Origin of the sequence: Sandaracinus amylolyticus (assembly GCF_000737325.1) — a bacterium.
GTDB classification, from domain to species: Bacteria; Myxococcota_A; Polyangia; order Polyangiales; family Sandaracinaceae; genus Sandaracinus; species Sandaracinus amylolyticus.
The window spans coordinates 4,434,196-4,459,282 of sequence record NZ_CP011125.1 but is presented as its reverse complement, the minus strand read 5'-3'; the positions used below and the strand labels follow the sequence as shown (position 1 = coordinate 4,459,282).

The 25,087-nt window shown below is 72.9% G+C and carries 24 protein-coding genes; 12 read left to right on the top strand and 12 right to left on the bottom strand.

Annotated features, from left to right (window positions below):
• Positions 1-117 precede the first annotated feature (117 nt).
• The 3 genes from obgE to DB32_RS18940 are packed head-to-tail and all read left to right on the top strand — an operon-like array spanning position 118 to position 3,128.
• On the top strand, positions 118-1,227 hold the full coding sequence (gene obgE, locus DB32_RS18950; protein ID WP_053233869.1) for a GTPase ObgE: 1,110 nt from the start codon (positions 118-120) through the stop codon (positions 1,225-1,227).
• A complete protein-coding gene (locus tag DB32_RS18945; RefSeq protein ID WP_053233868.1) occupies positions 1,224-2,246 on the top strand; it encodes a phosphotransferase enzyme family protein in 1,023 nt (340 codons plus the stop codon). Before obgE ends, DB32_RS18945 begins: the two co-directional genes overlap by 4 nt.
• 12 nt (positions 2,247-2,258) lie before the next feature.
• Positions 2,259-3,128 carry a GNAT family N-acetyltransferase gene (locus tag DB32_RS18940; protein WP_053233867.1) on the top strand — a complete coding sequence of 290 codons (870 nt, stop codon included), beginning with the start codon at positions 2,259-2,261 and terminating at the stop codon, positions 3,126-3,128.
• 2 nt (positions 3,129-3,130) lie between these two features.
• Here the strand turns inward: DB32_RS18940 and DB32_RS18935 are convergent, their stop codons facing one another.
• On the bottom strand, positions 3,131-3,832 hold the full coding sequence (locus DB32_RS18935; RefSeq protein ID WP_053238865.1) for a glutathione S-transferase N-terminal domain-containing protein: 702 nt from the start codon (positions 3,830-3,832) through the stop codon (positions 3,131-3,133).
• A gap of 72 nt (positions 3,833-3,904) precedes the next feature.
• Between DB32_RS18935 and DB32_RS18930 the strand changes: the two genes are divergently transcribed.
• Positions 3,905-5,239 (top strand): DUF4388 domain-containing protein, encoded by a 1,335-nt coding sequence (locus DB32_RS18930; RefSeq protein ID WP_053233866.1) that lies wholly within the window; start codon positions 3,905-3,907, stop codon positions 5,237-5,239.
• Positions 5,240-5,263: 24 nt separating this feature from the next.
• Here the strand turns inward: DB32_RS18930 and queG are convergent, their stop codons facing one another.
• The 3 genes from queG to DB32_RS18915 all read right to left on the bottom strand — a co-directional run bounded on the left by queG (position 5,264) and on the right by DB32_RS18915 (position 9,036).
• Positions 5,264-6,301 carry a tRNA epoxyqueuosine(34) reductase QueG gene (queG, locus tag DB32_RS18925; protein ID WP_053233865.1) on the bottom strand — a complete coding sequence of 346 codons (1,038 nt, stop codon included), beginning with the start codon at positions 6,299-6,301 and terminating at the stop codon, positions 5,264-5,266.
• Position 6,302: 1 nt separating this feature from the next.
• Positions 6,303-8,078 (bottom strand): TonB C-terminal domain-containing protein, encoded by a 1,776-nt coding sequence (locus tag DB32_RS18920; RefSeq protein ID WP_053233864.1) that lies wholly within the window; start codon positions 8,076-8,078, stop codon positions 6,303-6,305.
• A 184-nt stretch (positions 8,079-8,262) separates the two neighbouring features.
• Positions 8,263-9,036, bottom strand: a complete 774-nt coding sequence (locus DB32_RS18915) for a YXWGXW repeat-containing protein (protein WP_053233863.1) — start codon at positions 9,034-9,036, stop codon at positions 8,263-8,265.
• 218 nt (positions 9,037-9,254) lie between these two features.
• On the opposite strand from DB32_RS18915, the gene DB32_RS18910 reads away from it, so the two are divergent.
• Together DB32_RS18910 and DB32_RS18905 are read left to right on the top strand one after the other, a co-directional pair.
• Complete coding sequence (locus DB32_RS18910) at positions 9,255-10,400, top strand: UTP--glucose-1-phosphate uridylyltransferase (protein WP_053233862.1); 1,146 nt, start codon at positions 9,255-9,257, stop codon at positions 10,398-10,400.
• 7 nt (positions 10,401-10,407) lie between these two features.
• On the top strand, positions 10,408-11,559 hold the full coding sequence (locus DB32_RS18905) for a hypothetical protein (protein ID WP_157069170.1): 1,152 nt from the start codon (positions 10,408-10,410) through the stop codon (positions 11,557-11,559).
• A gap of 1 nt (position 11,560) precedes the next feature.
• On the opposite strand, the gene DB32_RS18900 is transcribed toward DB32_RS18905, so the two are convergent.
• The 8 genes from DB32_RS18900 to DB32_RS18865 all read right to left on the bottom strand — a co-directional run bounded on the left by DB32_RS18900 (position 11,561) and on the right by DB32_RS18865 (position 20,075).
• Positions 11,561-13,465 (bottom strand): DOMON domain-containing protein, encoded by a 1,905-nt coding sequence (locus tag DB32_RS18900; RefSeq protein WP_053233860.1) that lies wholly within the window; start codon positions 13,463-13,465, stop codon positions 11,561-11,563.
• A gap of 83 nt (positions 13,466-13,548) precedes the next feature.
• Positions 13,549-14,250 carry a hypothetical protein gene (locus DB32_RS18895; protein WP_053233859.1) on the bottom strand — a complete coding sequence of 234 codons (702 nt, stop codon included), beginning with the start codon at positions 14,248-14,250 and terminating at the stop codon, positions 13,549-13,551.
• Positions 14,251-14,673: 423 nt separating this feature from the next.
• Complete coding sequence (gene rlmN / locus DB32_RS18890) at positions 14,674-15,840, bottom strand: dual-specificity RNA methyltransferase RlmN (RefSeq protein WP_053233858.1); 1,167 nt, start codon at positions 15,838-15,840, stop codon at positions 14,674-14,676.
• 55 nt (positions 15,841-15,895) lie between these two features.
• On the bottom strand, positions 15,896-16,582 hold the full coding sequence (locus tag DB32_RS18885; RefSeq protein ID WP_053233857.1) for a GAP family protein: 687 nt from the start codon (positions 16,580-16,582) through the stop codon (positions 15,896-15,898).
• A 371-nt stretch (positions 16,583-16,953) separates the two neighbouring features.
• Positions 16,954-17,796: a 2,3,4,5-tetrahydropyridine-2,6-dicarboxylate N-succinyltransferase gene (locus DB32_RS18880; protein ID WP_053233856.1), complete on the bottom strand. Its 843-nt coding sequence runs from the start codon at positions 17,794-17,796 to the stop codon at positions 16,954-16,956.
• 161 nt (positions 17,797-17,957) lie between these two features.
• A complete protein-coding gene (locus tag DB32_RS18875; RefSeq protein WP_053233855.1) occupies positions 17,958-18,266 on the bottom strand; it encodes a CsbD family protein in 309 nt (102 codons plus the stop codon).
• Between the two features lie 148 nt (positions 18,267-18,414).
• Positions 18,415-19,488, bottom strand: coding sequence for a dipeptidase (locus DB32_RS18870; RefSeq protein ID WP_053233854.1), 1,074 nt, complete (start codon positions 19,486-19,488; stop codon positions 18,415-18,417).
• The gene (locus tag DB32_RS18865; RefSeq protein ID WP_053233853.1) at positions 19,485-20,075 is read right to left on the bottom strand and encodes a hypothetical protein; all 591 of its coding nucleotides are present in this window, start codon (positions 20,073-20,075) and stop codon (positions 19,485-19,487) included. The genes DB32_RS18870 and DB32_RS18865 overlap by 4 nt, the downstream gene beginning before the upstream one ends.
• Before the next feature lie 169 nt (positions 20,076-20,244).
• On the opposite strand from DB32_RS18865, the gene DB32_RS18860 reads away from it, so the two are divergent.
• The 6 genes from DB32_RS18860 (at position 20,245) to DB32_RS18835 (ending at position 25,068) form a co-directional block, all read left to right on the top strand.
• The gene (locus DB32_RS18860) at positions 20,245-20,703 is read left to right on the top strand and encodes a hypothetical protein (protein ID WP_053233852.1); all 459 of its coding nucleotides are present in this window, start codon (positions 20,245-20,247) and stop codon (positions 20,701-20,703) included.
• Positions 20,703-21,506 (top strand): SH3 domain-containing protein, encoded by an 804-nt coding sequence (locus DB32_RS18855; RefSeq protein WP_053233851.1) that lies wholly within the window; start codon positions 20,703-20,705, stop codon positions 21,504-21,506. The genes DB32_RS18860 and DB32_RS18855 overlap by 1 nt, the downstream gene beginning before the upstream one ends.
• Positions 21,481-21,717, top strand: coding sequence for a DUF4266 domain-containing protein (locus DB32_RS46885; protein WP_157069169.1), 237 nt, complete (start codon positions 21,481-21,483; stop codon positions 21,715-21,717). The genes DB32_RS18855 and DB32_RS46885 overlap by 26 nt, the downstream gene beginning before the upstream one ends.
• Positions 21,717-22,925 (top strand): DUF3570 domain-containing protein, encoded by a 1,209-nt coding sequence (locus tag DB32_RS18845; protein ID WP_053233849.1) that lies wholly within the window; start codon positions 21,717-21,719, stop codon positions 22,923-22,925. Before DB32_RS46885 ends, DB32_RS18845 begins: the two co-directional genes overlap by 1 nt.
• Positions 22,926-22,933: 8 nt before the next feature.
• Entirely contained in the window at positions 22,934-23,905 is a 972-nt protein-coding gene (locus tag DB32_RS18840; RefSeq protein WP_157069168.1) for a hypothetical protein, read from the top strand.
• A 68-nt stretch (positions 23,906-23,973) separates the two neighbouring features.
• Positions 23,974-25,068 carry a mannose-1-phosphate guanylyltransferase gene (locus DB32_RS18835; protein ID WP_053233847.1) on the top strand — a complete coding sequence of 365 codons (1,095 nt, stop codon included), beginning with the start codon at positions 23,974-23,976 and terminating at the stop codon, positions 25,066-25,068.
• The last annotated feature ends 19 nt before the right edge of the window (positions 25,069-25,087 follow it).

Here is a 25,087-nt window from a genome sequence, read left to right as displayed (position 1 = left end):
CCGCGGCCAACGTGGGTCAGCGCTCGACCACACTCCGCACCGCGCCAAGTTGCGGCCGACCCGCTCGCGCCGTACACGACGCGGCTACCATCCGTCAGGGCAGGAAGAGAGCGCGCGATGAGGTTCGTCGACGAGGTCACGGTCGAGGTGAAGGGAGGCGACGGCGGCAACGGCGCCGTCGCGTTCCGCCGCGAGAAGTTCGTGCCCTTCGGCGGCCCGTCCGGTGGCGACGGCGGCGACGGCGGCGACGTCGTCTTCCGCGCCGACGAGCGCCTCTCGACGCTCCTCGACCTCCGGTACCGCCGCAAGCTCATCGCCAAGAACGGCGAGAGCGGCCGCGGCAAGGATCAGTACGGCGCGGCCGGCGAGGACCTCGTCGTCCGAGTCCCGATCGGCACCCAGGTCTTCGACGCCGAAACCGGAACCCCGGTCGCCGATCTCGACGCAAACGACAAAGAATTCATCATCGCCCGCGGCGGCCGCGGCGGCCGCGGCAACATCCACTTCGCGACCCCGCAGGATCGCGCCCCGCGTCGCGCCGAGCCCGGCGAGCCCGGCGAGCAGAAGAAGCTCCGCATCGAGCTCAAGCTCCTCGCGGACGTCGGCCTCCTCGGGTACCCGAACGTCGGCAAGAGCACGCTCATCTCGCGCATCTCGCGCGCCCGCCCGAAGATCGCGGACTACCCGTTCACCACCCTCGTCCCGAACCTCGGTGTCGCCGCCATCGGCGAGCGCAGCTTCGTCGTCGCCGACATCCCCGGCATCATCGAGGGCGCGGCCGAGGGCGCCGGCCTCGGCCATCGCTTCCTCAAGCACGTCGAGCGCACGCGCGTCCTCCTCCACATCCTCACGCTCGATCCCGATCCCGATCGCAAGCCGCTCCAGGACTACGACGTCCTCCTGAACGAGCTCGAGCGCTTCGACCCCGAGCTCGCCCAGCGCCCGATGATCGTCGCCGTGAGCAAGATCGACATTCCCGACGTCAAGAAGCGCGTCTCCGCGATCCGTCGCGGCATGAAGACGCGCGGCGTCGACAAGGTGCTCGCCTTCTCCGCGGCGACCGGCGAAGGCATCGACGAGCTCCTCCACGAGATCGTCCGCGTGCTCGACGCGCACCCCGTCGCACCGACGCCGCGCGCACAGCCGCTCGGCCGCCCCGGCCGCGCGACCAGCGAGCTCGACGACGAAGGCGACGACGTCGGCGGCGACGTGGAGTACGTGGAGTGATCACGATCCCGCGCGCCGTGCTCGCCGCGTGGCGCGCGGAGTCGGCGCGCATCACGCCGATCGAGATCGGCCTCATCAACCTCACGTTCCGCGTCGATCGCCCCGAGGGCGCCATCGCGCTCCAGCGCCTCCATCCGATCTTCGCGGGCGAGGTGAACCTCGACATCGACGCGATCACCGCGCAGCTCGAGCGCGCCGGGATGCGCACGCCGCGCCCCGTGCCGACGAACCACGGTGGGCTCTGGCTCGAGCACGAAGGCGTCTGGCGCGCCCTCACCTGGCTCGACGGGAGCGTGCACACCGAGCTGCGCAGCCCCGCGATCGCGCGCGCCGCCGGCGCGCTCGTCGGTCGCTTCCACCGCGCGCTCGAGCACGTCGAGCACCGCTTCCACTTCACGCGCCCCGGCGCGCACGACACCGCGCGTCACCTCGCGAAGCTCGACGCCGCGCTCACCAGCGACGGCCCGCACACCGCACACGCGCGCCCGATCGCCGAAGCGATCCTCGCGCATGCGCGCGAGCTCGCACCGCTCGCGCCCACGCGCGCCCGCATCATCCACGGCGACCTCAAGATCTCGAACGTGCTGTTCGACGAGCAAGGCGCCGACGCACGCGCGCTCCTCGATCTCGACACGATGGCGCACGGCATCGTCGCCCACGAGATTGGCGACGCGCTGCGCTCGTGGTGCAACCCCGGCGGCGAGAGCGCGGAGGACGCGCACGTCGATCCCGCGATCTTCGAGGGCGCGCTCGAGGGCTGGAGCACGTCGATGCGCGGCGCGCTCGACGCCGACGAGATCGACTCGATCGTCCCCGGTCTCGAGACCATCGCGCTCGAGCTCGCGACGCGCTTCGCGACCGACGCGATCGAGGATCGCTACTTCGGATGGGATCGCGCCCGCTATGCGTCGCGCGTCGAGCACAACCGCGTGCGCGCTCGCTCCCAGCTCGCGCTCGCGCGCTCGGTGCGCTCACACCGCGCCGCGCTCGAAGCGATCGTCTCGCGCTGCTTCCGCTAGTCTCGCGCGCGGATGCCCTATCCCGCCGATCCCTCCGCGCGCACCGCGATCCTCGATCTGCTCGGCTCGGTCTGGCCGCACGTCCCACCTTCGGTGGAGCACGCGTCGCGGTGGGGCGCGGACTGGTGCGAGGTCTCGACACCCTTCGTGCGCTGGGAGGATGCACGCGCGCTCTCGCTCGTCGGCGTGCTGCGCCTGCCGATGCGCGTGAACGGCCGCGACGTGACGCTCGCCGGCATCCACGGCGTCTGCACGCGCGCCGCACATCGCGGACGGGGTCTCTTCCGCAGCGCGATCGACGAGGCCCTCCGCTTCGCGGAGCGCGAGATCGGCGAGACCGCGATCCTCTGGACCGAAGAGCCCGCGATCTACGAGCGCTTCGGGTTCCGCCGCGCGTTCGAGCAGATCGCGACGCTCGACGTCGACGTCACGCCCGTGCGCGACGCCCGCTCACGCCGCCTCGATCCCGATCTCGACGAAGACCTCGCGCTCCTGAAGCGCATGCTCGCATCGCGCGCGCCGGTCTCCGATCGCCTCGCCACGCGCGAGCCCGGCTGGCACTTCCTGATCGACCTCGCGCTGCACGGCTCGCTCGCGCCCGCGCTCGTGCACCTGCCCGCGCTCGACGCGATCGTCGCCGTCGAGGATCGCGGCCGCGCGCTGCGCATCCACGACGTGATCGCGCCGCGCATTCCCGACGTCGGCGAGCTCGTCGCGCACCTCGGCGGCGCACCGTGGGGCGTGGAGATCGCGCTCACCTGCGACCTCCTCTGCCCTCGCGCGCACGACTCGATCCCGCACGACGCGACCGACGTGCTCATGGTGCGGGGCCCGCTCGACGTGCCGCCGCCGTTCGCGCTCTCGTCGCTCGTGCGCTGCTGACGTCAGCGCTGCTCGCGCACGCTCTTCGCCGTCTGCCCGAAGAGCACCTTCTTCGCGTCGTCGTCCATCTTCGGCACGCGCAGCTCCTTCCCGACCTCGAGGCCGCGCTTCACCGCCTCGCGCGCTTCGATCGTGCGGAACCAGCGCTCGAGGTGCGGGAAATCCGAGAGCTGCTGCCCCTGCGCCTGCCACGGCACGACCCACGGGTAGATCGCGATGTCGGCGATGGAGTACTCGCCTGCGACGAACTCGCGATCCGAGAGCCGCCGATCGAGCACGCCGTAGAGGCGGTTCACCTCGTTCGTGTAGCGATCGATCGCGTACGGCAGCTTCTCCGGCGCGTACTGTCGGAAGTGGTGCGCCTGGCCCGCCATCGGCCCGAGCCCTGCCACCTGCCACGCCACCCACTGCAGCACCTCGTACCGCGCGCGCACGTCACGCGGCACGAGTCGCCCCGTCTTGTCCGCGAGGTACTGCAGGATCGCGCCCGACTCGAAGATCGCGAGCGGCGCACCACCGCCGGGCGGGTCGTCGTCGACGATCGCGGGCATCCGGTTGTTCGGGCTGATCGCCAGGAATTCGGGGCGGAATTGCTCTCCGCGCCCGATGTTCACCGGCTTCACCGCGTACGGAAGCCCGAGCTCCTCGAGCGCGATGGTGATCTTCCAGCCGTTCGGTGTGGGCCAGTAGTACAGGTCGATCATCGCCGCGAGCATCGGGTTGCGATGCGTCGACCGCAAGGCCGCATCCGGCAGCGCGTTGTAGAATGAGCCGCGATGGTGGTGTCGGAGGAAGGGGTCGCGCTGCGCGCCGGAGACGTACGCAGCGCAGAGCTCCTCGAGACGCACCTCGCGCGCGTGCTGCGCGTGCTCGAGGCAGAGCGCGCCACCGGCGTGCTCGACGTCGACGCAGGCGGACTGCGCACGACGTTCTACCTGCGCGAAGGTGCCATCGTGTTCGCGGAGTCGGGCACCGTCGGCGAGACGCTCGGCCGCGTGCTCGTGACGCGCGGTGTGATCACCGACGCGCAGTATCGACAGATCCTGCGCCGCATGACCGACGCGCTCGTGCACGACGAGCTGATGCGCTTCGGTGAGGTCGCGATCGAGCTCGGGATCCTCTCGCCCGATCAGGTCTCCGACGGGTTGCGCGCGCAGATGCGCATGCGCGTCGTGCGATGCCTGCAGCTCGATCAGGCGCGATGGATCTTCCGCGACGACGCCGACGCGGTCGCGTCGGTCGCGCGCTTCGCGGTGCAGCTCCCGGCGGTGCTGCTCGAAGCGCTCTCCGAGCCGCAAGAAGCCGCGCGATGGGCGATGCGGCTCGCCGCGCACGGTGAGCTCGCGATCGTGCTCGCCGCGCCGCCGAGCGAGATCGCGACGCGGCTCGGTGTCGGCCCCGCGGAGCTGCGCATCGTGCGTGCGCTCGATGGCCACCAGCGCGTCGCCGCGGTGCTCGTCCCCGACGCGCCGGATCTCGAGCCGCGCGCCGCGATCCTCGCGACGCTCCTGCTCCTCGATCTCGCCGAGCTCCGCACGATCACCTCGGTCACGCAGCAGCGCCCGCAGCGCGCGCCCGAGCCCGCGAGCGCCGAGGTGATCCGCCCCGCGACCGACGACGTCGCCGCGCGCGCGAGCGGTGCCGCAGCGCGCCTTCGCGACGAGGTCGAGCGCCGTCGCCACGCAGCGCCCACCGCGCGCCGCGAGGAGACGCGCACGCGCCTGTCCGCCGAGGAGCGTTACGCCGAGGGACGCCGCTGGCTGCGCGAGGGCAAGCCCCAGCTCGCGCAGCGCGAGCTGCGCGCCGCGGCGGAGGCCATGCCCGACGCGAACGAGTACCGCCTCGCCGAGGCGTTCGCGGACTGGCTCTGCGCCGACGACGACGTGCTCCGCGCCGCCGCGCACGACGTGCTCACGCACTGGATCACCCAGACGCTGAAGGCCGATCGCCGCAACGCGCTCGGGCACTACGCACAGGGCCGCATCTTCGCGGCCGCAGGCGATCACGCGCAGGCGCTCAAGGCGTTCACGATCGCGAGCAAGCTCGACCCCAGCGACGTCGAGGCCGCGCGCTGGGTGCGCGTCACGAAGCAGCGCGCCGGCGCGCGGTGATCGCCGCAGCGAAGTGAGCCCGACTCACTTCTCGCGCGACTCGATGCGCGTGATCGCCCACGCCGCGGCGTCGCGCACCGCGTCGTCCGCATCGCGCTCGCGCGCGTCGCGCAGCACCGGCAGGTGCACCTTGCCTCCGACGTTGCCGAGCACGATCGCCGCGTTGCGCGCAGCGCCGGCCCGCTTGAGCCGTCGCACCGGCGAGCCCAGCGAGTACGCGTCGAACGTCGCCTCGTCCATCCGCAGCACGCTCACCGCGTCGTGATCGCGCCATCGTGCGTCGGGCGCGAAGGGCTCGGTCGTCGCGGGATCGGGCGGCGCAGTGCGCGTGAACGGGCACACGTCCTGGCACACGTCGCAGCCGAGGAACCGATCGCCGATCCCCTCGCGCAGCGCCTCGTCGATCGCGCCCTCGTGCTCGATCGTGAGGTACGAGATGCAGCGCCGCGCATCGAGCTCGCGCGGCCCGACGAACGCGCGCGTCGGGCACGCGTCGAGACATCGCGTGCAGCTCCCGCAGCGCTCGCCCATCGGCGCGTCGGGCTCGAGCTCCGCCGTCGTCACCACCGTCGCGAGCAGCACGTGCGAGCCGAGCCCCGGGATGATCAGGCAGCAGTTCTTCCCGATGAACCCGAGCCCCGCGCGCACCGCCCACGCGCGCTCGAACACCGGCGTCGAGTCCGTGCTCCCGCGCGCGAGGTGACCCGACGCGCGAAGCCAGTCGGCGAGCTTCTTCGCGCGCTTGCCGATCACGTTGTGGTAGTCGCGACCGCGCGCGTACCGCGCCACGACACCCGGCGCGGGCCCCACGCGCTCCTCGTGACGCGCGTACGGCGTCGCCATCACGATCACGCTGCGCGCGCCCGCGAGCATCCGCTCGTCGCGCGGATCCACGCGCACCTCGCACGTCTGCTCCATCCACGCCATCGCCGCGTGACGCCCTTCGGCGAGCCACGCGCGCAGCCGCTCGCCCTCGGGCCCGAGCGCCTCCGCGCGTGCGATCCCGATGCGCGCGAACCCGAGCTCGCGCGCTCGCGCCTTCACCTCGTCCGTGAGCGTCACGTCACTCGCCCGACGGGATCTCTTCGGGCGGCTCCCCGCGATCGACCACCTGCGCGCCCGTCCCGGAGCCATTGCGCAGCATGAACGGCCTCGCGTTCGTCGGGTGGCACTGGCGCGGGCTGCGATCGAAGCGCCAGTGCAGCCAGGCGCGTCCGTCGCCGCTCAGGATCGCGTCGGGCGGCTGCGGGAACGGCTGCGCGCGCATCACCGAGTTGAACGCGCCGAAGTCGAACAGGATGTTGCCGCTCGTCGCGACGATGCCGACGCGATGCACGGTGCCGTCCGGGTTCACCGAGATCTCGAGCGTGGTGTTGAGCGACATGTCGTTCAGTCCCTCGCTCGCGTCGGGACCGATGCTCGCGAGGTAACGATCCGCGAACTCGCGGTGGATGCGCCGGTGCATGTCCGAGAGGAACGTCGCGAACGGCGAGGCCGCCGCGTCGAGCGCGGTCTGGTTCCCGGGGCGCACCTCGCTCACGAAGTTCTCGATCGCCGCGCGGAACTCCTGCCAGCGCCGCTCGCGGCTCGCACCGCGCGATCGCGACCGACGCTCCTCGAGGCGCGCCTCGCGCTGACGCCGTAGCTCCTCCTCGCCGTAGATCGACTCGAACTGCGACCACGAGAGCGGGCTGCCCGGACCGCCACGCACGCCGGTCTCGCCGCCGCGACGCGCACCGCCGCGCGTGCGTCCCGAGCGACCGATCGCGAGCCCCTCGCCCGCCTCGCCCCGCCCGCGTCCTTCGCGGCGCGCGCCGCCCGCCTCGCCCTCGCCGCTGCCCTCGGGCCGCGTCGTCGCGCGCGGGCGCGTGATCGTGAACGACCCGAAGCCGTCCGAGACCGTGATCGTCTCCTGCTCGACCGGCGCGCCGCCGCCCATCGCGCGCGCGCCGCCCTCTTCGCTGCGCGCGCGCTCGCCCTCGCGCGCCTCGCGATCGTGGCCGCGGTCCATGCTCTCCGCGCCCGCGGCGGTCGGTCGCCGCGAGGTGGACGCCTCGCGCTCGCGCGGCGGGGGTCGCTCCGTCTCTTCGGGCAGCGCGCGACGGCGGTCGTCGCCCTCGACGTCGCGCATGTCCGCGATCTCGTCTTCCTGCGCGTTGCCGGGCTCCTCGGTCGGGGCCTCCACCGGCTCCTGCTGCGCGCCCGGGCTCGGCTGGGCGTCGTCGCGGACCATGTTGGTCACGCTCGCGACCGTCTCCTCCTCGACGTCGCGCGACTGCTCGGCCGTGAAGCGCGCGTCGGGCGGGGGCTCCACGGGCGGGTCCTCGTTGTGCTGCACGATCGGCGTGCGCTCGTCGGGCGGCGGAGGAGGAGGCGGCGGCGGAGGCTCGGCCGCAGGCACCGGGACCGGCGGAGGCGGCTCGGGCTCCGGCTCGGGCGCGCGCTCCGGCTCGGGCTCGGGCTCGGGCGGCGGCGCGCGTCGGCGACGGCGCGGCGGCTCGGGCGCGGCCTCCTCGACCGGCGTTTCTTCGTCGGGCGGCGTGTCCTCGACCGCCGTGGCGGTCTCGTCGGGGAGCGCTTCGCTCGGGATCTCCGACGGGTTGGGCTCGAGCAGCGAGATCTCGATCGGCCGGCTCGGTCCCGGGCTCGGCTCGCTCTCGAGCAGCCGCGCGAGCACGCCGAGCCCCGCATAGATCGGCAGGTGGATCGACACCGAGCCCACCAGCGCGATCGCGAGCACGATCGCAGGCGGGACCAGCAGCGCTCCACTGCCTCGCGGACGTGCCGGCGTGCCCTTGGGGACGCGCTCGTCGTCCGGAGTGCGCGGCGTCGTGCTCACGAGCTGAGTCCGTGGTTCGGCGTAGCGGGCGCGCGATGCGCGAGCAAGCAGAGCAGCCCCACCACCGCACACGTCGGGCCCGCGAGCCGCTCCGTCCAGAGAGGCGCTTCGCGACGCCCGAGAACGACGACGCCGCGACCCGGAGCGGGCCGCGGCGTCGTTCGAGCCGTGCTGCGACGGTCGGTCAGCGAGGCGGGCGCACGATCACGCGGCCACCGCCACCACCGCCGCCTCCACGCTGCGGCGGCGGGGTCACGACCACGCCACTGCTGCGGCGCTGCTGCGGCTGCTGCACCACCACGCCCCCACCACGCGGCGGGCTCACCACCACGCCTCCACCACGCGGCGGCGGCGTCACCACGACGCCTCCACCACGCGGCGGCGGCGTCACGACCACACCACCACGCGGCGGCGGGCTCACCACCACGCCTCCACCACGCGGCGGCGGCGTCACGACGACGCCTCCGCGCGGCGGGGGCGTCACCACGACCGTGCCCTGCCGCGGCGGCGGCTGCACCACCACGCCGCCGCGATAGGCCGGCTGCTGCACCACCACGCCGCCTCGGTACGGCGGCGTCGCGACGACCGCGCGGCGCGGCGGCGGAGGCGACACGATCACGCCGCGCCCGTCACGCCAGCCGCCCTGGATGTACACGTAGCCGCTCCCGCGGCGCTCCCAGCGCGGCTGCACGAACGCGTAGCCGGGGCGCGGCTCGATCCAGTAGCCGTCGACCCACGCGTACTGGTAGCCGTCCCACTCGTAGTGGCCCTCGACCCACACCGCGCCCTGGTACGGCGCGGGGCTCTGCGCGTAGGTCACGGTCGCGACCGGCGGGGGCGGCGGATCGTAGACGACCACGCCCGCGCGTCCGCGCGCGACGGTGGCGTAGCAACCGGCGTTCGCCATCGCGAGCACGAGGACGGCTCCCGTGACGATCCGGCGCAGGAACGAGCTCATCGTGACCTCCAGTCCACGTCCTCGGTGCTCGAGAACGGGGTGTCATCTTCCCCAAGCAATGCGGGTGCCTGCCTCACGTGGCGAGTGGCCCCTCTGGCGTTACGAGAATCTCCGAGAGGCGCAACGCGGCACCCTGGAGTCGGTGTGGGTTGCATCGCCGTCCATTGCCATGCGCATCATCGGCGTCCACGAACGAGCCCCCGGAGGAAGGAACCGCGATGGCCGAGAGCCGCGATCAAGAGTCCCTCGCCCACGAGTCGATCGACGCCCCGACGCGCGAGCTGCTTCAACGCTTCGGGTGGGACACGCAGAGCTTCGAGGCGCTGCGCGCACGGCTGCGCGCCGGCGCCGCGGAGTCCGACAACCACATCCGCGGCCGGGTCGCACCGCCCGAGCAGGGCGACGTCATCACACTTCCTGCGCCAGGCAGTGCCGCACGCAGGGCGCTCGAGGCCCGTGGGCGCGAGGCGCTGCGCACTGGGCTCGTGGGCGCGGTCGTGCTCGCGGGCGGCATGGCGACGCGCTTCGGCGGCGTCGTGAAGGCGGGCGTCGAGGCGGTCGAGGGCCGCACGTTCCTCGACCTCAAGCTCTCCGACGTCGCGCGGCTCGCGGAGCGCGAGGACGCGCGCATCCCGATCTACGTGATGACGAGCTTCGCGACGCACGACGAGGTCGAGCGCCTCTCGCGCGCGCTCGAGACCCCGCGCGCGCCGGTGCGCTGCTTCCCGCAGTACATCTCGCTGCGCCTCGCGCCCGACGGCTCGCTCTTCCACGAGCCCAGCGACGGAGCGCTCTCGCCCTACGCGCCGGGCCACGGCGATCTCAGCTTCGCGCTGCGCCGCGCCGGGCTGCTCCAGGACTTCGTGCAGAAGGGCGGACGCTTCCTCTACATGTCGAACGTCGACAACCTCGGCGCGACGCTCGATCCCGCGGTGATCGGCGCGCACCTCGAGTCGGGCAAGCAGATCACCGCCGAGGTCGTGCGCAAGGAGAAGGGCGACAAGGGCGGCGCGCCCGCGCGTGTCGACGGCGTCGCGCAGATCGTCGAGTCGTTCCGCTTCCCGGACGGCTTCGATCAGGACTCGATCCCGGTGTTCAACACGAACTCGTTCGTGCTCGACGCGACCACGCTCGATCGCGACTTCCCGCTCACGTGGTTCGTCGTGCGCAAGAAGGTCGAGGGCGCCGAAGCGATCCAGTTCGAGCGCCTCGTCGGCGAGCTCACCGCGTTCCTACCGACCGCGTTCCTCGAGGTCGAGCGCCAGGGCGCGGACGGTCGCTTCCAGCCGGTGAAGGATCCGCCCGAGCTCGAGCATCGCCGCGCGGAGATCACCGCCCTGCTGCGCGCACGCGGCGTGCTCTGATCCGCGCGTGAGGTCTCGTCTTCTCTTCGCGCTGCTCCTCGCGGTGGGGTGCGGCGACGATCCGGTGCGCATCCTCGACGGCGCGTGCGCCTTCGCGGACGAGCACCGGATCGCGATCCCCGATGGTCCCGTGATCGACGATCTCGCGATCGCGAGCGACGGCGACCGCGTGCTCGCGGTGTGGTCGGAGCGCGCGGGCGCGTTCGTGCGTGCGCTCGATGCGCACGGCGCGCCGTCGGGCGAGGCGACGCGCATCGGACCTTCGTGCGAGGGCGGGCTCGCGGCGGTCGTGCACGACGGCGCGTTGCACGTCGCGTGTGGTCGGCGCGGTCGCGAGGGACGCGACGACGAGGGCGGCGTGCAGCTCTACGTCGTGCGCGAGGGCGCAGTGAGCGCGCGCGCGTCGCTCGGCGCGATGGGCCGCGACGGCAGCGGCGTGTCGGTCGCGATCGACGCGCAGGGCGCGCCGTGGCTCGGATGGCAGGAGGCCGAAGGCGCGGTGAGCGAGGCGTGGATCGCACGCGCGAGCGACGGCGCGACGACGGAGCGGCTCTCGTCGCCGCGCTTCCGCGCGTCGCGCCCTGCGCTGCTCGCGAGCGGCGATCGCGTGCTCGCGACGTGGGCCGAGACCTGGCTCGACCGCGACGGCGACGTCGAAGGGCGCGTGATGCTGCGCGCTGGCGCGCGTGCGGCGCGTCCAGTCGCGGATCTCGCGTTCGACGCCTCGCTCCCGATGCTGCGCGACGGCGTCGCGGGCGACGTGGTGCTCGGGTTCCGCGATCGACGCCCCGGAGGGTCGCGACCGCGCTTCCAGATCGCGCGCGTGCAGAGCGACGCGACCGCGATCGATCGCATCGAGAGCGCGGCGCACGCCAACGCGACCGGCGCGTCGACGACGATCGCCTGCGGCGGGGACGTGTTCGTCATCGCGCCGCGCACCCACTCGCGCACCGAGCGGCTCGTCAGCGTGCGTCGCTACACGCGCGAGCTCGAGGCGCGCGGCCCCGAGATGCAGATCTACGAGCACGGCGCCGCGTTCGAGCACGCGGACGCGACGTGCGTCGGCGATCACGTCGTCGTGCTGTTCGCGTCGCGTCGCAGCCAGCTCCAGCAGCAGGGCTCGGTGCGCGCCGTCGCGGTGAATTGCGCGTCCGAGTGACTCAGCGCGCGACGAGGCGACCGCCCGAGTACCCGTAGGTCACCGCGCGGTCGCGCCACGGGAGCAGCGGCGGCGCGATGCCGTCGGTCGACGGCGTGTCGCCCCACGGCCAGCTCGACGCGTCCCACCCGCGCGCGGTGCCCGGCCGGATCTCGAGCGTGCCGTTGCCCGCTCGCACTTCGTTCTCGACGCGGCGTCCCGACTGCTCGCGCGCGACCTCGCGCTGCAGGATCGCCGGGAACCCGACCGGCGTGAACTGGAACACCAGCAGGACCTCGCGGCGCACGTCGCCGATGTTCTGCCGCACGCGCATCAGGATCTCGTGTCGCGGATCGCCGGTGATCTCCGCGGTGCGCACGTCGAGCACGTCGCCCGCCGCTTGCGCGGGGATCTGGAAGTGGAACCAGCCGCTGCCGCTGCGGAACCCGGGACCGACCACGACGAGGTCGCGCCCGTACACGACGACCTCCTCCTCCTGCGCGTCCGCCGCGACGTTCGCGCGCACGCGGAACGTCGGTCGCGCGTCGCGCAGCCCGCGCTCGCGACGGAACGCGGCGAGCAGATCCTCGACGCCGGGGGGAGGCGGCGTCGCGGGCGCGGCGCTGGTGGTCGTCGTCGCCGTGGTGGACGCGCGCGCCGTCGTCGCGGGGTCGACGTAGCGCGGGTTCGGTCGCTCCGAGACGCGCGCGAAGCGCGAGCCATCCCAGCGGTACTCGCGCGAGAGCACCGGCCCCCACGGCACGAGGATCGGCTCCGCGTCGGCGGCAGGTGCCTCTTGCAGCGTGCTCGCGTCGAGGCCCTGCGCGCGCCCGCTGCGCGCCTCGATCGTCGCGGGCTGACCACGACGTCCGGCGCGCACCTGCACCGCGGACTCGACGCTCCCCGCGCCGGTCGCCTTGCGCGTCTCGATCGCGAACGCAGGCACGATCTGCGCGGTCGCGAACGAGAAGACCTGCCAGAGATCGCGCGAGCCGCGGTCGTCGCTCTGGCGCAGCGTCACCACGAGCTCGCTCTTGCCGTCGCCGGTCAGATCGACGAGGCGCGGCTCGCGTACGTCGGCCGCTGCGGCGATCGGCAGCTGCACGAACGAGAAGCCGCGGCCCTCCTGCCACCCGGGGCCGGTCACGACGAGGAAGCGATCGACGATCGACACGCGCTCGGGCTGCGCGTCGCCGCCGACGTCGCCGCGGAGATCGTGCGCGGGCCGCGCGCCCTCGAGCTGGCGGCTCGCGAGGAACGACTCGAACGCCGCGGTCTGTCCGCCGCTCGGCGCGAGCGTCGGCAGTAGCTCGAGGTGGGCGCGATCGACCGCGGCGAACGTCGGCTCGCTCTCGACCTCGGGACGCGCCGCCGAGTCGACGTCGCGCAGGCGCACCGAGCCGCGCCCTTCCTGCCAGCGCGCGCTGCCGGGGATGGCGTTCCACGGGATGAATGCCTCGACGACGTAGCCGCCGCGCGAAGGGCCCTCGACGATCTGCGCGCCGCGCGCGTTGCCGGGACGGCCGAGCCCGCCGACGCCGACGCGCGCCGCGCTGCGCCCGGTCTCGCCGGCCCAGAGCCAGATCTCGACGCCGTCGAAGCCGCGACCGCGCGGCATCGCGAGGGTGACGACGACGGCGTCCTCGTCGGTGCCCGGGCTCGCGGTGCGGATGAGCCGCTCGTCGCGCACCTCGGCGCCGACGTAGAGACCGCCGCCGTCGTAGGCGAGCGCGACGCGCATCGAGGCGTCGCTGCCCTCCCCCACGTCGAGGAAGCGCACGTCGCGCCACTCGCGCAGCGAGCCGTCGACGCGGAGGCTGGCGCCCTCGCCCACCTCGGTGATCGGCAGCGCGACCTGGGCGTCGGCGCGGGGAGCGAGCGAGAGGATCGAGGCGAGGACGGCGAGCCCGAACGGTGCGCAGCGCATCGGGCGAGGGACGTTATCACAGCGGACGCGCTTCATTCGGGTGAGCGTGGGCGGGTCACGCTCACGCTCACCCGCGCGCCCGCTCACGCCGCGGGGGCCGGCTCGTCGGTGTCGGCGTCGTCCTCGCTCGCGTCCTCGCTCGCGACGGCGTCGCGGATGCGGTCGAAGAACGCCTCCTGGCGCGCGCGGTCGCGCGGGAAGGCCGCCTTGATCTGCCCGGCGACGGCCGCGTAGACGTCGAGGAACGACTCCTTCGCGTCGTCGCGCAGCGCCCGGGCCTGCACCGTCGCGACGCGCGCCGCGGCGCGCGCGTCGAGCGCGGCCTGGTAGTCGGCTTGGATCGCGTCGATGCGGGCGCGCTGCACGTCGCGCTCGGCCCACGAGCTCGTCGCGGCGATGCGCGCCGAGAGCACCACGAGCGCGGCCACCTCGGAGGGGCCCACCGGCTTGACGATCGGCGTGACCCCCTCGGGGAACACCGAGCTCGCGACGCCCGCATCGGCGCAGGCGCGCTGGACGCTCTTGACGATCTCGTCCGCGCGCACGTCCACCAGGCGGACGCGGCCGCGTGGCTCCACGAGCGCGAGGATCGCGGCCTCGTAGGCGCGCTGCGAGGCGACGAGGGTCGCGAGCGACGCGCTGACGGTGGTCGCGAGCGACTCGAGGTGGGCCCGGACCTCGGGCGCCGGCTGGAAGACGGACGCGTAGTTGCGGAGCGTGGCGGCGAGGTACGCGGTGAGCGCCTCGCAGCGGGCGACCGGTGTGTTGCGAGTCGGCAGCTGCATCGGGAAGGCCCCCCCTCGGGCCTGCGCGAATGCCACCAGGGTCCGCGAGGCGTCGCAAGAAAGCCGCGCGCCGCTCGTGCGACACGCGCGGCGCGGCAGGAAGCCCGGCGGGCGCCGGCTCGCCGTTCCTCGGGCGTGGCCGGAGCGCTGCCGCCCTGGGATCACGGTCGCGAGGCGTGGCAGGAAACGCTCCCGGCCGGCCCCGCGAGCTCGCGAGGCGTGGCAGGAAACGCTCCCGGCCGCGCCTCGACGCCGCGCGACGACGGGGGGACCATCGCGATCCACGGCTCGCGGATCGCACGGGCGCGCCGGCGATGTTGCGTGCCGCACCTCGCGGCGCCGGAGCTCCACCCGCGACGCGGTCGATCCGCTCGCGAAGAGCAGTACGTCATCGCTCGGAGCGACGACGACAGCGACCTCGGCTCAGGAGCGCACGGTCGGGAGCGGGACGCGGACCTTCTTCTTCTCGCCGCGCAGCGCGAGCTGTCCGCACGCCGCCGCGATGTCGTCGCCCTTGCGGCGACGCACGAAGTTGGGCACGCCCTGCCCGCGCAGCGTCTCCTGGAACGCGTCGACGGTCTCCCAGCTCGGCGCGCGCAGCGGGTTGTCGTCGACCGCGTTCATCGGAATGAGGTTGACCTTCACCGGGATGCCGCGGAGCAGCTTCGCGAGCGCCTTGGCGTCGCCGGTGGACGCGTTGACGCCCTCGATCAGCGTGTACTCGATCGTGATCCGGCGGCGCTTCGGGAGCGGGTAGCGCTTGAGCGCGGCGAGGAGCTCGGCGAGCGGATACTTCTTGTTGATCGGCATCACCTCGCTGCGCCGCTCGTCGCTGGTCGCGTGGAGCGAGATGGCGAGCTGCACCTGACCGCCGAACTCGGTGCCGAGGCGATCGATCTCGGGGACGAGGCCGCTCGTCGACACGGTGACGCGGCGCTTGCTGAGGCCGAGCCCGTCGGGATGGCAGAGCAGCGTGAGCGCGCGCGCGACCGCCGCGTAGTTGTGCAGCGGCTCGCCCATGCCCATGAAGACGACGTTGCGCACCCGCTCGCCGCTCGCCTCGAGCTGGTCGCGACCCGCGAGCACCTGGCCGACGATCTCGGCCGCGCTCAGGTGGCGCTTGAAGCCCGCGATCCCCGACGCGCAGAAGGTGCACGCCATCGCGCAGCCGACCTGCGAGGAGATGCACTGGGTGACCCACGCGCTCGTGGGCTCGACGTCCTCGGAGTCGTCCTCGGGCGTGTAGCCGTCGCCGGGCTGCGTGCTCTTCATCGGGATGAGCACGGTCTCGACGGTGCGCGCGTCGGGCAGCGAGACGAGCAGCTTGCGCGTGCCGTCCTCGCTCTCGTGGGCCTGCGCGATCGAGAGCGGAGGCACGAGCGACTCGTCCGCGAGCTTGCGACGGAGCGACTTCGGGAGATCGGTCATCTGCTCGGCGTCGAAGACGCCGCGCTGATGCAGCCAGCGGAACACCTGGAGCCCGCGGTACTTCGGCTCGCCCCACGACTCGAGCACCGCGGCCCACTCCTCGGGCAAGCGCTCGAGGGGATGGGCGGGAGGAGCGAGCTCGGGACGAGGGAGAGTCGACATCGGCCGCGATCTGTGCGGCGCCGGTCGCGCGGCGGCAACTCGCGCACCCGCGCGATCACACCGAGAGCCCCGCCAGCCCCTTGCCGACGAGCTGCACGCCGAAGATCAGCAGCACCACGGTCAGGATCGCGGCGTTGTTCTGGACCAGCCACGACTGAGCCTGGCCCAGCGCGCGCTCGGCCCGCTCGCCGCCCCCCAGCCGATAGAGCACCGGCCCCGCGACGGAGAGGCTCGCGAGGCCGGTGAAGACCGCCACGCACACCGCCGTCTCGGAGGCGGACATCTCCACCTGCCCGATGGTGGATCCCGCCGCGCCCGCGAGGGCCCAGTTCTTCGGGTTCGCGGCGGAGAGGAGCAGCCCTGCTCGCACGGCGTTCCTCGGCGAGTACTCGTCGACCGACGCCATCCACTTCGGCATCTCGGCGGTCTCGCCGGGGCCCGGGCGAGCTCGCCACTTGCGCAGCGCCGCGCCGAGCAGCGCGACCCCGACCAGCAGCTTCACCCAGCTCACCGCGGCGCTCGTCGCGTCCTCCGACGCGCTCGCCGCACCATCGGCGACCAGCGCGGCGACGGTCGTCAGGAGCCCGATGCCGACGATCCACGACGCCGCGAACGCAGCGCCGTTCGCGCGGCCGCGGCGGGAGAAGAGCGTGAGCAGCGTCGCGATGATCGGCACCGGAAACACGCCGATCCCGACCGCGAGGGGCAGAACGTCACCAATGACCGCGGTCGCCGCCGGCACGCCGCGTCACGCAGCAAGCCCCACACCGCGCGACCGCGCGTGCCCTCGCCCGGATCGATCAGGGCGAGTGCGCAGCAGAGCCCGGATCGCGAGCGCCTGGGCCGCGGCGAAGCGCGGACCAGGCGCGAGCCATCTCAGCCCCTACCCACCGAGACGGCAGAACCGCGGTACCGGGCGCGGGGCAGTGGGTCCGCCACCCTCGTGCGACGGGGGCCGCCGAGGCCGACCACAGACTGATCGAAGCATCGCGGCAAACGCGCAACGCGCGCGCCGCGATGCGCCCACCGCTTCCCGAAGCTCACTGCGTTTCCCGTGGCAGCCCGCGAGCACCCGGGTGGCGGACCCACTGCCCCGCGCCGCTCGCCGAGACGCTACACGGCCACTCCGAAATCTCTGAGAGCAGCATTGAGCGACGTCTTCTTGTCCGTGCTCTCGGTGCGCTTCCCGATGATCAGCGCGCACGGCACGCCGAACTCGCCCGCCGGGAACTTCTTCGGGCGCGTGCCCGGGATCACCACCGAGCGCGCCGGGATGCGACCGCGCGTCTCGACCGGCTTGTCGCCCGTCACGTCGACGATCGGCGTCGACGCGGTGAGCACCACGTTCGCGCCGATCACCGCCTCGCGCTCGACGTGCACGCCTTCCACCACGATCGCGCGCGAGCCGACGAAGCAGCCGTCCTCCACGATCACCGGACGCGCACCGGGCGGCTCGAGCACGCCGCCGATCCCGACGCCGCCCGAGAGGTGCACGTCGCGACCGATCTGCGCGCACGAGCCGACCGTCGCCCACGTGTCGACCATCGTGCCTGCGCCGACCCACGCGCCGATGTTCACGTAGCCGGGCATCAGCACGACGCCCTTCTCGAGGAACGCGCCGTAGCGCGCGACCCCCGGCGGCACCACGCGCACGCCCGCTTCGTCGAGCCCGTGCTTGAGCGGGATCTTGTCGTGGAACTCGAAGGGCCCGATCTCGATGCGCTCCATCGCGCGGATCGCGAAATAGAGCAGCACCGCCTGCTTCACCCACGCGTTGACCGTCCACTCGCCGCCCTCGCCCGGCGGGTTCGCCACGCGCAGGCGGCCTTCGTCGAGCGCCGCGATCGCGTCGAGCACCGCGACGCGATGCGACGTGTCGTGCAGGTGTGAGCGGTCGGCGAATGCGGCCTCGATCAGCGGGCGAAGCGAGGTCGGATCGGGTGCGTGGCTCGACATGTCGTTCGTCCTAGCAGGCGCGCGCGAGCCGAGGAAGCCCGCCCCTCGGACCAACGACGGAAAAGACGAACGCCACGCACGCGATCGCAGCCTGAACGATCGCGTGGTGGCGCACGTGGGAACGCGGCCGGTGTCGCCACGGCCGCCCGAGCCGACTGACGTCAGCTCGGCTTGTTCATGTTCTGGCGAGCGTTGCCCTTGAGCTCCTTCGCCTTGCCCTCGGCGGCCATCTGCTCGTCGTCGATCACCTGGCCGATGCGGTTCTTGGCCTTGCCGATCAGCTCTTCGCCCTTGCCCTTGGTGCGCTCGGCGGCCTTGGCGGCCTCCTTCTGCGTCTTGCCCTCGAGCTCCTTGGCGTGGCCCTCGGCTTCCATCCGCTCGTTGCCGGTCAGCGCGCCGACGTTCTTCTTGATCTTGCCGCCGAGCTCCTTGGCGGAACCCTCGCCGCGGTTGGTCTGGTTGTTCGCCATCGCTCGTCCTCCTCGTGCCCTTCGACAGAGCACGGCGCATGCCGGAAAACCGACGAAAACCCGAGCGATTCCGTGCAGGCGCCCGGAGCCGATCGGGACGATGCGCCCCACGCCGCGATCACTCGCGGCGGAGCGCACCGATTCGGCGTCATGCGCGCAGGCGCGACCAGCTTCGGAGGAAGTTCTCGCCGAGCACGCGGCGGATGCGGTCCTGCGTCCAGCCGCGCTCGAGCATGTACGCGACGAGGCGGTAGTACGCGTGCGCCCCGTCGCGGAGATCGGGCGGCGGGATGATCGCGCCGTCGTAGTCGCTGCCGAGCGCGGCCGCTTCTTCTCCGCCGGCCCGGATCACGGCCTCGAGGTGATCGATCACGCGGCGCCCGTCGCGCACGCCGCGACCGAGGAACGCGTGGTGGAAGATGACCGCGACGACGCCGCCGGTGTCGGCGACCGCGCGGATCTGATCGTCGTCGACGTTGCGCCACATCGCGTGCACGGCGCTCGCGCCGGTGTGCGTGACGATCAGCGGCTGCGCGCGATCGTGGACCTCGACCGCGTCCCAGAAGCCCTTCGGGCTGACGTGCGCGAGATCGACGAGCACACGCGCGTCGTTCAGGCGCTTCACCATCTCGCGGCCCGCGTCGGTCAGGCCGCGATCGCCGCGCAGGCGCAGCGGGCTCGACGTGTCGCCGTAGATCGAGTTCGAGAGGTGCACGAGCGTCACGCGGGTGATGGCGCCGCCCGCGATCGCGCCGACGCGATCCTCGGCGCCCTCGAGCGCATTGCCGCCCTGCACCGCGAGCAGCGCCGCGTGCTTCCCGTGCGCGCGCGCCGCGCGGTACTCGCTCGGCGTGCGCACCACCGCGATCGATCCGCTGCGCTCGAGCGTGCTCTGCAGCGCGGCCAGGTTCGCCTCGAGCAGCGCGGGACGCGCTCCCGCGCCGCGCGCGATGTTCGTCGCGATCGACCACATCGCGCCGGTGAGCCCGCCCTCGAGCGCGCGCGGCACGTCGAGGTGCCCGAAGAAGCGCCCGCCGAGCGGCCCGAGCCGATTGCGCGCGAGCAGGTCGTAGCCCCAGAGGCGCGGCGGGATGAACGACTCGAGGTGCAGATCGATCACCTCGCACGACCACGCGAGCTCGACCGCTTCGCGCGGAACCCCCGCGGCGCGCGCCACGTCGCTCGCATCGCGACCGCTCGCGCGCGCCACCACCGCGCTCATCGCGACACGCCGAATTGCACGCGGTGCCCGCCGAGCGCCGGGAGCTCCGCGACGAAGCGGCTGCCGTCGACGCGCGCGGGCCACATCTGCCAGCGCGTCTGCGTCGCGCCACCGAGGTGCGTGTCCCCGACCTCTTCCTCGTGACCGAGCGCGAGATCCGCGGGCTGGAACCCCGGGGGCAGCGCGATCGCGGGCGCGGAGACGCGGAACTGACCGCTCGCTGCGCGCAGCGCCGGCGAGATCTCGAGCACGGGGCCGAGCGGGCGCTTGGTCTCGTCGTCCCACGCCTCGCGCGCGTCGGGCGCGACGTGAAAGTGGATCTCGACGTCGCTCGACAGCGCGCCCGCCGGGATCTCCAGGCGCGCGCCGTTCGCGAGCTCGAGCGTGCCGCCCGACGATCCCACGGTCGCGCTCACCTCGCGCTCGCCGCGCGCGCTCACCGGTCCGCGATGCACCGGCGCAGCGGGCGCGCGCTCTTCGACGGGCATCGTCTGCGCCGTCGTGCTGCTCGCGCTGGTCCCGCCACCACACGCACCGAGCGCGAGCGCGCCCCCGATCGCTCCCACCATCCAACGTCGTCGCATCATGGGCTTTCCCCTCCCGTGTGCTCCCGAACGTGATCCCCTGGGCGTGTCGCGCGAGCGAGTCGCGATCGACACATCGCCAAGCATCCTACTTCCTGCGACGAAGCCATGCGAGCAGGCGTCGAGAAGCCGTCGTTGACCGCGCGCAGCGGGCTTTGGCAGTCTCCCGTTCGTGTCGCTCCGCGCTCGTGCCGCCGCGCTCGTCGCGCTCTTCGGATGCGTCGGATGCGGCACGGTCGATCTCGGCGACAACATCGTCCCGCCCGACCTGATGCTCGACGAGGACTTCTTCTACTGCCGCATCCAGCCCGAGGTGATCGAGCCGCAGGGCTGCGCGGGCGGTGGCGCGGGCGAGATGGGCATGTGCCACACCGCGCGATCGGCGCTGCGCCTGGTCGACACGACCGGCATCGCGCCGCCGACGTGCGCGGAGGATCGCGTCGAGGGCACGGTGCCGCCGGAGTACGTCGAGAACTTCCAGGCGGTGCAGTTCACGGTGCAGAGCGATCCGCTCTCGAGCCCGTTCTATCGACGTCCGACGGGGCTCGACTCGCACCCGCGCGTGATCTTCCCGGAGACCTCGCCCGAGGCGGATCTGATCGCGACGTGGATCGCGCGAGGTGGGCTCTGATGCGCGCGCTGCTCGCGCTGATGATCGCGCTCGCGGCTCCATCGATCGCGCACGCGCAGGATCCAGCGCCGAGCGCGGAGAGCACGAGCGCCGAAGAGGACGCGCCCGTCGGCGTGTTCGCGCGCGTGATCGTCGATCGCACCGTGATGCGCAGCGGGCCCGGCGCCGCGTTCCGCGGCGTGCGCAGCGCGCGTCGCGGCGACGTGTTCCCGATCGTCGAGCGCGGCACGCGCGGCTACTGGTTCCGCGTCGAGCTGCCCGACGCGACCCACGCGTGGATCTCCGGCGACGCGGTGTACACGCACGAGCTCTCCGCGGACGAAGCGTCGCAGGGACGCTTCCTTCCCGAGGTGTTCGCGCCCGCGCCGCTGCTCCAGGCGACCGGCGAGCTGCACTTCGGCTTCGGCGTGCTCGGCGTGAACGACCCGAACGGGTTCATGACGATCCGCCCGACGATCTACTTCGCGCCCGAGATCGGCATCGAGGCGACGCTCGCGGCCGCGGTCGGCGAAGGCGGGCGGCTGATGATCGGCACGCTCGGCGGGCTCGTGAACGTGTTCCCCGACTCGCCGGTCGTGCCTTTCCTCGGCGCGGGCGGTGGGTTCGTGGTCAGCGATCCCAACGCCGACTCGTTCTTGTTGCAGTCGGGCGTGACCGGCGCGCTCTACGCGGGCGGCGGCCTCCGCATCGCGTTCCGCTATCGCATCACGCTGCGCCTCGAGGCGCGCGCGTGGGCGATCTACGACGAGAACCGCTACGTCGCGCAGGAGGAGCTCAGTGCAGGCTTCACGGTCTTCTTCTGAGCGCGCGTGGCTCGTGCTGGTCGTCGTGCTCGCGAGCACGATCGCCGGGTGCGTGACGGTGCGGCCCGAGGAGCGCGAGTTCCTGGCCGATCCCGCGATGACGTTCGGCTCCGAAGGCGAAGCCGGCGCGCACGAGGCGCACGTGCTCTCGAACCGCGAGGGCAGCTACGGCGCAGCCGGCGTCACCGGCGGCGGCTGCGGGTGCAACTGATGGCGCGTGCGCTCGCGATCGCGTGCTCGCTCGTCCTGGTGATCGCGAGCGTCGCGTCGGCGCAGAGCGGCGAGATCGGCGTCGCGGGCACGCTCTACCACGAGGGCGGCGGTCCATTGAACATGACGGTCGTCACGCCCGGCGTGCGCGCGTCCGTCGATCCCATCGAAGAGCTCACGATCCGCGCGGGCTGGGAGGCCGACATCGTGAGCGGCGCGAGCGTCGCGGTCGTCGACGCACCGTCCGCCGAGGTCGACGTGATCTCGACCGCGACGCAGCTCTTCGACTTCCGCAACGTGATCTCGGGCGGCGCGGAGGTGCGCAGCGACTACGGCTCGATCCGCGCCGGCTACGCGTACGGGTTCGAGAACGACTACCGCAGCCACGCGATGACGCTCGGCGCGCGCGCCGAGGCGTTCGAGCGCACGGCCGCGTTCGATCTCTCCTATGCGCGCGGCTGGGACGAGGTCTGCGACGTGTTCCAGCCGCGCAACCAGGAGCCGGTCGATCGACGTCGCCTCGCGAGCTCCGAAGGATGCTTCGGCGACAGCGAGGATCTCACCGAGCGGCCGGTCGAGCTCCAGACGTTCCAGGGCTCGTGGACCCAGGCGTGGGCGCCGATCTTCACGACGCAGCTCACGATCACCGCGCAGCTCGTCGACGGCTTCCAGAGCAACCCGTATCGCGCGGTGTGGCTCGGCCGCACCGCGGCCCAGGAGCACCACCCCGACTTCCGCGCGCGCTACGCGGCCGCGCTCGGCGCGCGGTTGTGGCTCCAGCCGCTCTCGGGCGCGCTCCAGGCGAACGTGCGCGGCTATCGCGACACCTGGGACGTCACGAGCATCACCGCGGAGCTCGCGTACGAGCAGGTGATCGAGGGCTCGCTGCGCATCCGCGTGCGCGGCCGCTACTACAACCAGACCGGCGCCGCGTTCTACAGCGACGACTACGCGCTCGCGCCGCGCGGTCAGTACTTCACCGGCGATCGCGAGCTCTCACCGATGTGGAGCACGCTCGTCGGCGCCCAGATCGCGTACACGATCTCGTCCGGTGCCGAGGGCGCCGCGCTCGGATTCCTGCGCTCCTTCGATCTGCTGCTCAAGGGCGACTGGCTGCACCACGATTTCCCGAGCTTCCACTATGGTCGCGTCGCCGTGCCCAACGTCGACGGGCTCATCGTGACGCTCTCGCTGGAGGCTGCGTTCTGATCATGTCGATGCTCCGCTCCTTGCCGCTGGTGCTCGCGGCGCTCTTGTCGCTCGCGGGATGCAACCGGCGCGGCTCTCTGCTCGATCAGCCTCCCGCCGCGCCCGGCGATGCGACGCGCCCCGGCGCACGTCCTCCCGGCGGCGCACGCGGCAGCGCGAGGCCGCCCGCGGGCACGAGCTGCATGGGCCGCGAGGACTGCCCCAGCGATCAGATCTGCGTCGATCGCGTGTGCCGCTATCGCGACACGAGCGTCGCGGGCGAGATCCTCGCGACCGCCGCGCGCGCGCAGGTCGAGGCAGGCGACTGGGAGGGCGCGATCCGCACGTTCGATCAGGCGATCGAGCACTACGACACTGCGCACGCGCCGGTGCCGCCCGACATCCTCTGCGGCTCGGCGTCGCTCGTGCTGCGCACCGCGTCGGACGCGGAGGGTCGCGAGCGCGGCGCGCGACGCGCGGATGCTTGCTTCCGTGCGTCGCTCCCCGGCTCGCCCGAGCGCGAAGAAGTGCGCCGCGCCGTCGCGCGCCTTCGCTTCGAGGGGCTCGACACCGCGCTCTTCGATCGCACCGAGCCCGCCGAGCGCTTCTTCACCCAGGAGCCGAGCCGCCCGACGGTCGACGCGCTCGCGATCGACGTCGAGCTCCCGGAGAGCGAGGACCCCGGCGTCGCGCAGGTGCGCGAGCAGCTCGCGGGCGAAGCGGCGCGCCGCGCGATCGCGGAGTGCTTCATCCAGGACTGGGAGCTGCGCCACGAGCGCAGCGCGTCGGCGTCGCTGATCGTTCGCTACGCGACGCGCCTCCACGACATGGGCACGTACGACAGCTACGAGCCGACGATCACCGTGGAGAAGACGACGGTCGCCGAGGACGGATTCGAGCCGTGCGTCGCGCGCTCGCTGTCGGGCGCGCTCACGCCGCCGCGCGCGAGCCGCGTGGTCGCGTGGCAGACCGCGATGTCGATCACGGCCAGCGTCCAGTGAGCTCCGTCGCTCGCGTCTGAGTGACGTTTGCCTCGATCGCGGCAAGAGCCTATTTTCCGCCGGCTCCGATGACGACGAAGCAGCACGCGTGGGCCGTGATCATGGCGGGCGGCTCGGGGACGCGGTTCTGGCCGCTCTCGCGCAAGGCGCACCCGAAGCAGCTCCTTCCACTGGCCGGGAGCGACGCGTCGCTGCTCGCGGAGACGGTGCGCCGGATCGCGCCGATCATCCCGCCGGAGCGCGTGGTGGTCGTGACGGCGGAGCACCTCGCGGAGGCGACGCGCGCGGCGCTGCCGAACGTGCCCGCGGAGAACGTCCTCGCGGAGCCGGTCGGTCGCAACACCGCGCCGTGCGTGGGCTGGGCCGCTGCGCACGTGAAGCGTCGCGATGCGGACGGCATCGTCGCGGTGCTCGCGGCCGATCATCACATCGGCGACGAGCCGGGCTTCCTCACGATCCTCGAGCGCGCGCTCGGCGCGGCCGAGCACGGCGAGCTGGTCACGCTCGGCATCAAGCCCACGCGCCCCGAGACCGGCTACGGCTACCTCGAGGTCGGCGAAGAGCTCGGGCCCGGCGTGTACCGCGCGCGTCGCTTCGTCGAGAAGCCGAACCGCGCGCGCGCGGAGCAGTTCCTCACGTCGGGCTCGTTCCTCTGGAACAGCGGGATGTTCTTCTTTCGCGCGAGCTCGGTGCTCGACGCGATCCGCATCCACCTGCCGGGGCTCGGCGCGGCGCTCGATCGCTTCGACGACGCGGCGAAGCAAGGGCGCGAGCAGGACGTCGTGCGCGCCGAGTACGCGACGCTGCCCTCGATCTCGATCGATCACGGCGTGATGGAGAAAGAGGATCGCGTCGTGGTCGTGCCCGGCGACTTCGGATGGTCCGACGTCGGCAGCTGGCTGACGGCGTGGGAGCTCGCGTCGAAGGGCGCGCAGAACAACGCGGTCGCGCCCGGCGGATCGAGCGACGACGTGGTGCTCGTCGACGCGGCGGGCTCGTACGTGCGCGCGCCGCAGGGCAAGGTCGTCGCGCTGATCGGCGTGCGCGATCTCGTCGTGGTCGACACCGAGGACGCGCTGCTCGTGGTCCCGCGCGATCGCGCCCAGGACGTGCGCGCGGTCGTGGACGCGCTGAAGGCGCGCAAGCGCGAAGACAAGCTCTGATTCGACGCCGCGATCGCCG

Bases quoted from the DNA above. Each gene is read 5' to 3' on its own strand.
- DB32_RS18865 (WP_053233853.1), bottom strand. From the start codon at position 20,075: ATGATGCGACGACGTTGGATGGTGGGAGCGATCGGGGGCGCGCTCGCG.
- rlmN (WP_053233858.1), bottom strand. From the start codon at position 15,840: ATGTCGACTCTCCCTCGTCCCGAGCTCGCTCCTCCCGCCCATCCCCTC.
- obgE (WP_053233869.1), top strand. From the start codon at position 118: ATGAGGTTCGTCGACGAGGTCACGGTCGAGGTGAAGGGAGGCGACGGC.
- DB32_RS18930 (WP_053233866.1), top strand. From the start codon at position 3,905: ATGGTGGTGTCGGAGGAAGGGGTCGCGCTGCGCGCCGGAGACGTACGC.
- DB32_RS18940 (WP_053233867.1), top strand. From the start codon at position 2,259: ATGCCCTATCCCGCCGATCCCTCCGCGCGCACCGCGATCCTCGATCTG.
- DB32_RS18880 (WP_053233856.1), bottom strand. From the start codon at position 17,796: ATGTCGAGCCACGCACCCGATCCGACCTCGCTTCGCCCGCTGATCGAG.
- DB32_RS18835 (WP_053233847.1), top strand. From the start codon at position 23,974: ATGACGACGAAGCAGCACGCGTGGGCCGTGATCATGGCGGGCGGCTCG.
- DB32_RS18870 (WP_053233854.1), bottom strand. From the start codon at position 19,488: ATGAGCGCGGTGGTGGCGCGCGCGAGCGGTCGCGATGCGAGCGACGTG.
- DB32_RS18935 (WP_053238865.1), bottom strand. From the start codon at position 3,832: ATGATCGACCTGTACTACTGGCCCACACCGAACGGCTGGAAGATCACC.
- DB32_RS18895 (WP_053233859.1), bottom strand. From the start codon at position 14,250: ATGCAGCTGCCGACTCGCAACACACCGGTCGCCCGCTGCGAGGCGCTC.
- DB32_RS18900 (WP_053233860.1), bottom strand. From the start codon at position 13,465: ATGCGCTGCGCACCGTTCGGGCTCGCCGTCCTCGCCTCGATCCTCTCG.
- DB32_RS18855 (WP_053233851.1), top strand. From the start codon at position 20,703: ATGCGCGCGCTGCTCGCGCTGATGATCGCGCTCGCGGCTCCATCGATC.
- DB32_RS18915 (WP_053233863.1), bottom strand. From the start codon at position 9,036: ATGAGCTCGTTCCTGCGCCGGATCGTCACGGGAGCCGTCCTCGTGCTC.
- DB32_RS18875 (WP_053233855.1), bottom strand. From the start codon at position 18,266: ATGGCGAACAACCAGACCAACCGCGGCGAGGGTTCCGCCAAGGAGCTC.
- DB32_RS18840 (WP_157069168.1), top strand. From the start codon at position 22,934: ATGCTCCGCTCCTTGCCGCTGGTGCTCGCGGCGCTCTTGTCGCTCGCG.
- DB32_RS18910 (WP_053233862.1), top strand. From the start codon at position 9,255: ATGGCCGAGAGCCGCGATCAAGAGTCCCTCGCCCACGAGTCGATCGAC.
- DB32_RS18845 (WP_053233849.1), top strand. From the start codon at position 21,717: ATGGCGCGTGCGCTCGCGATCGCGTGCTCGCTCGTCCTGGTGATCGCG.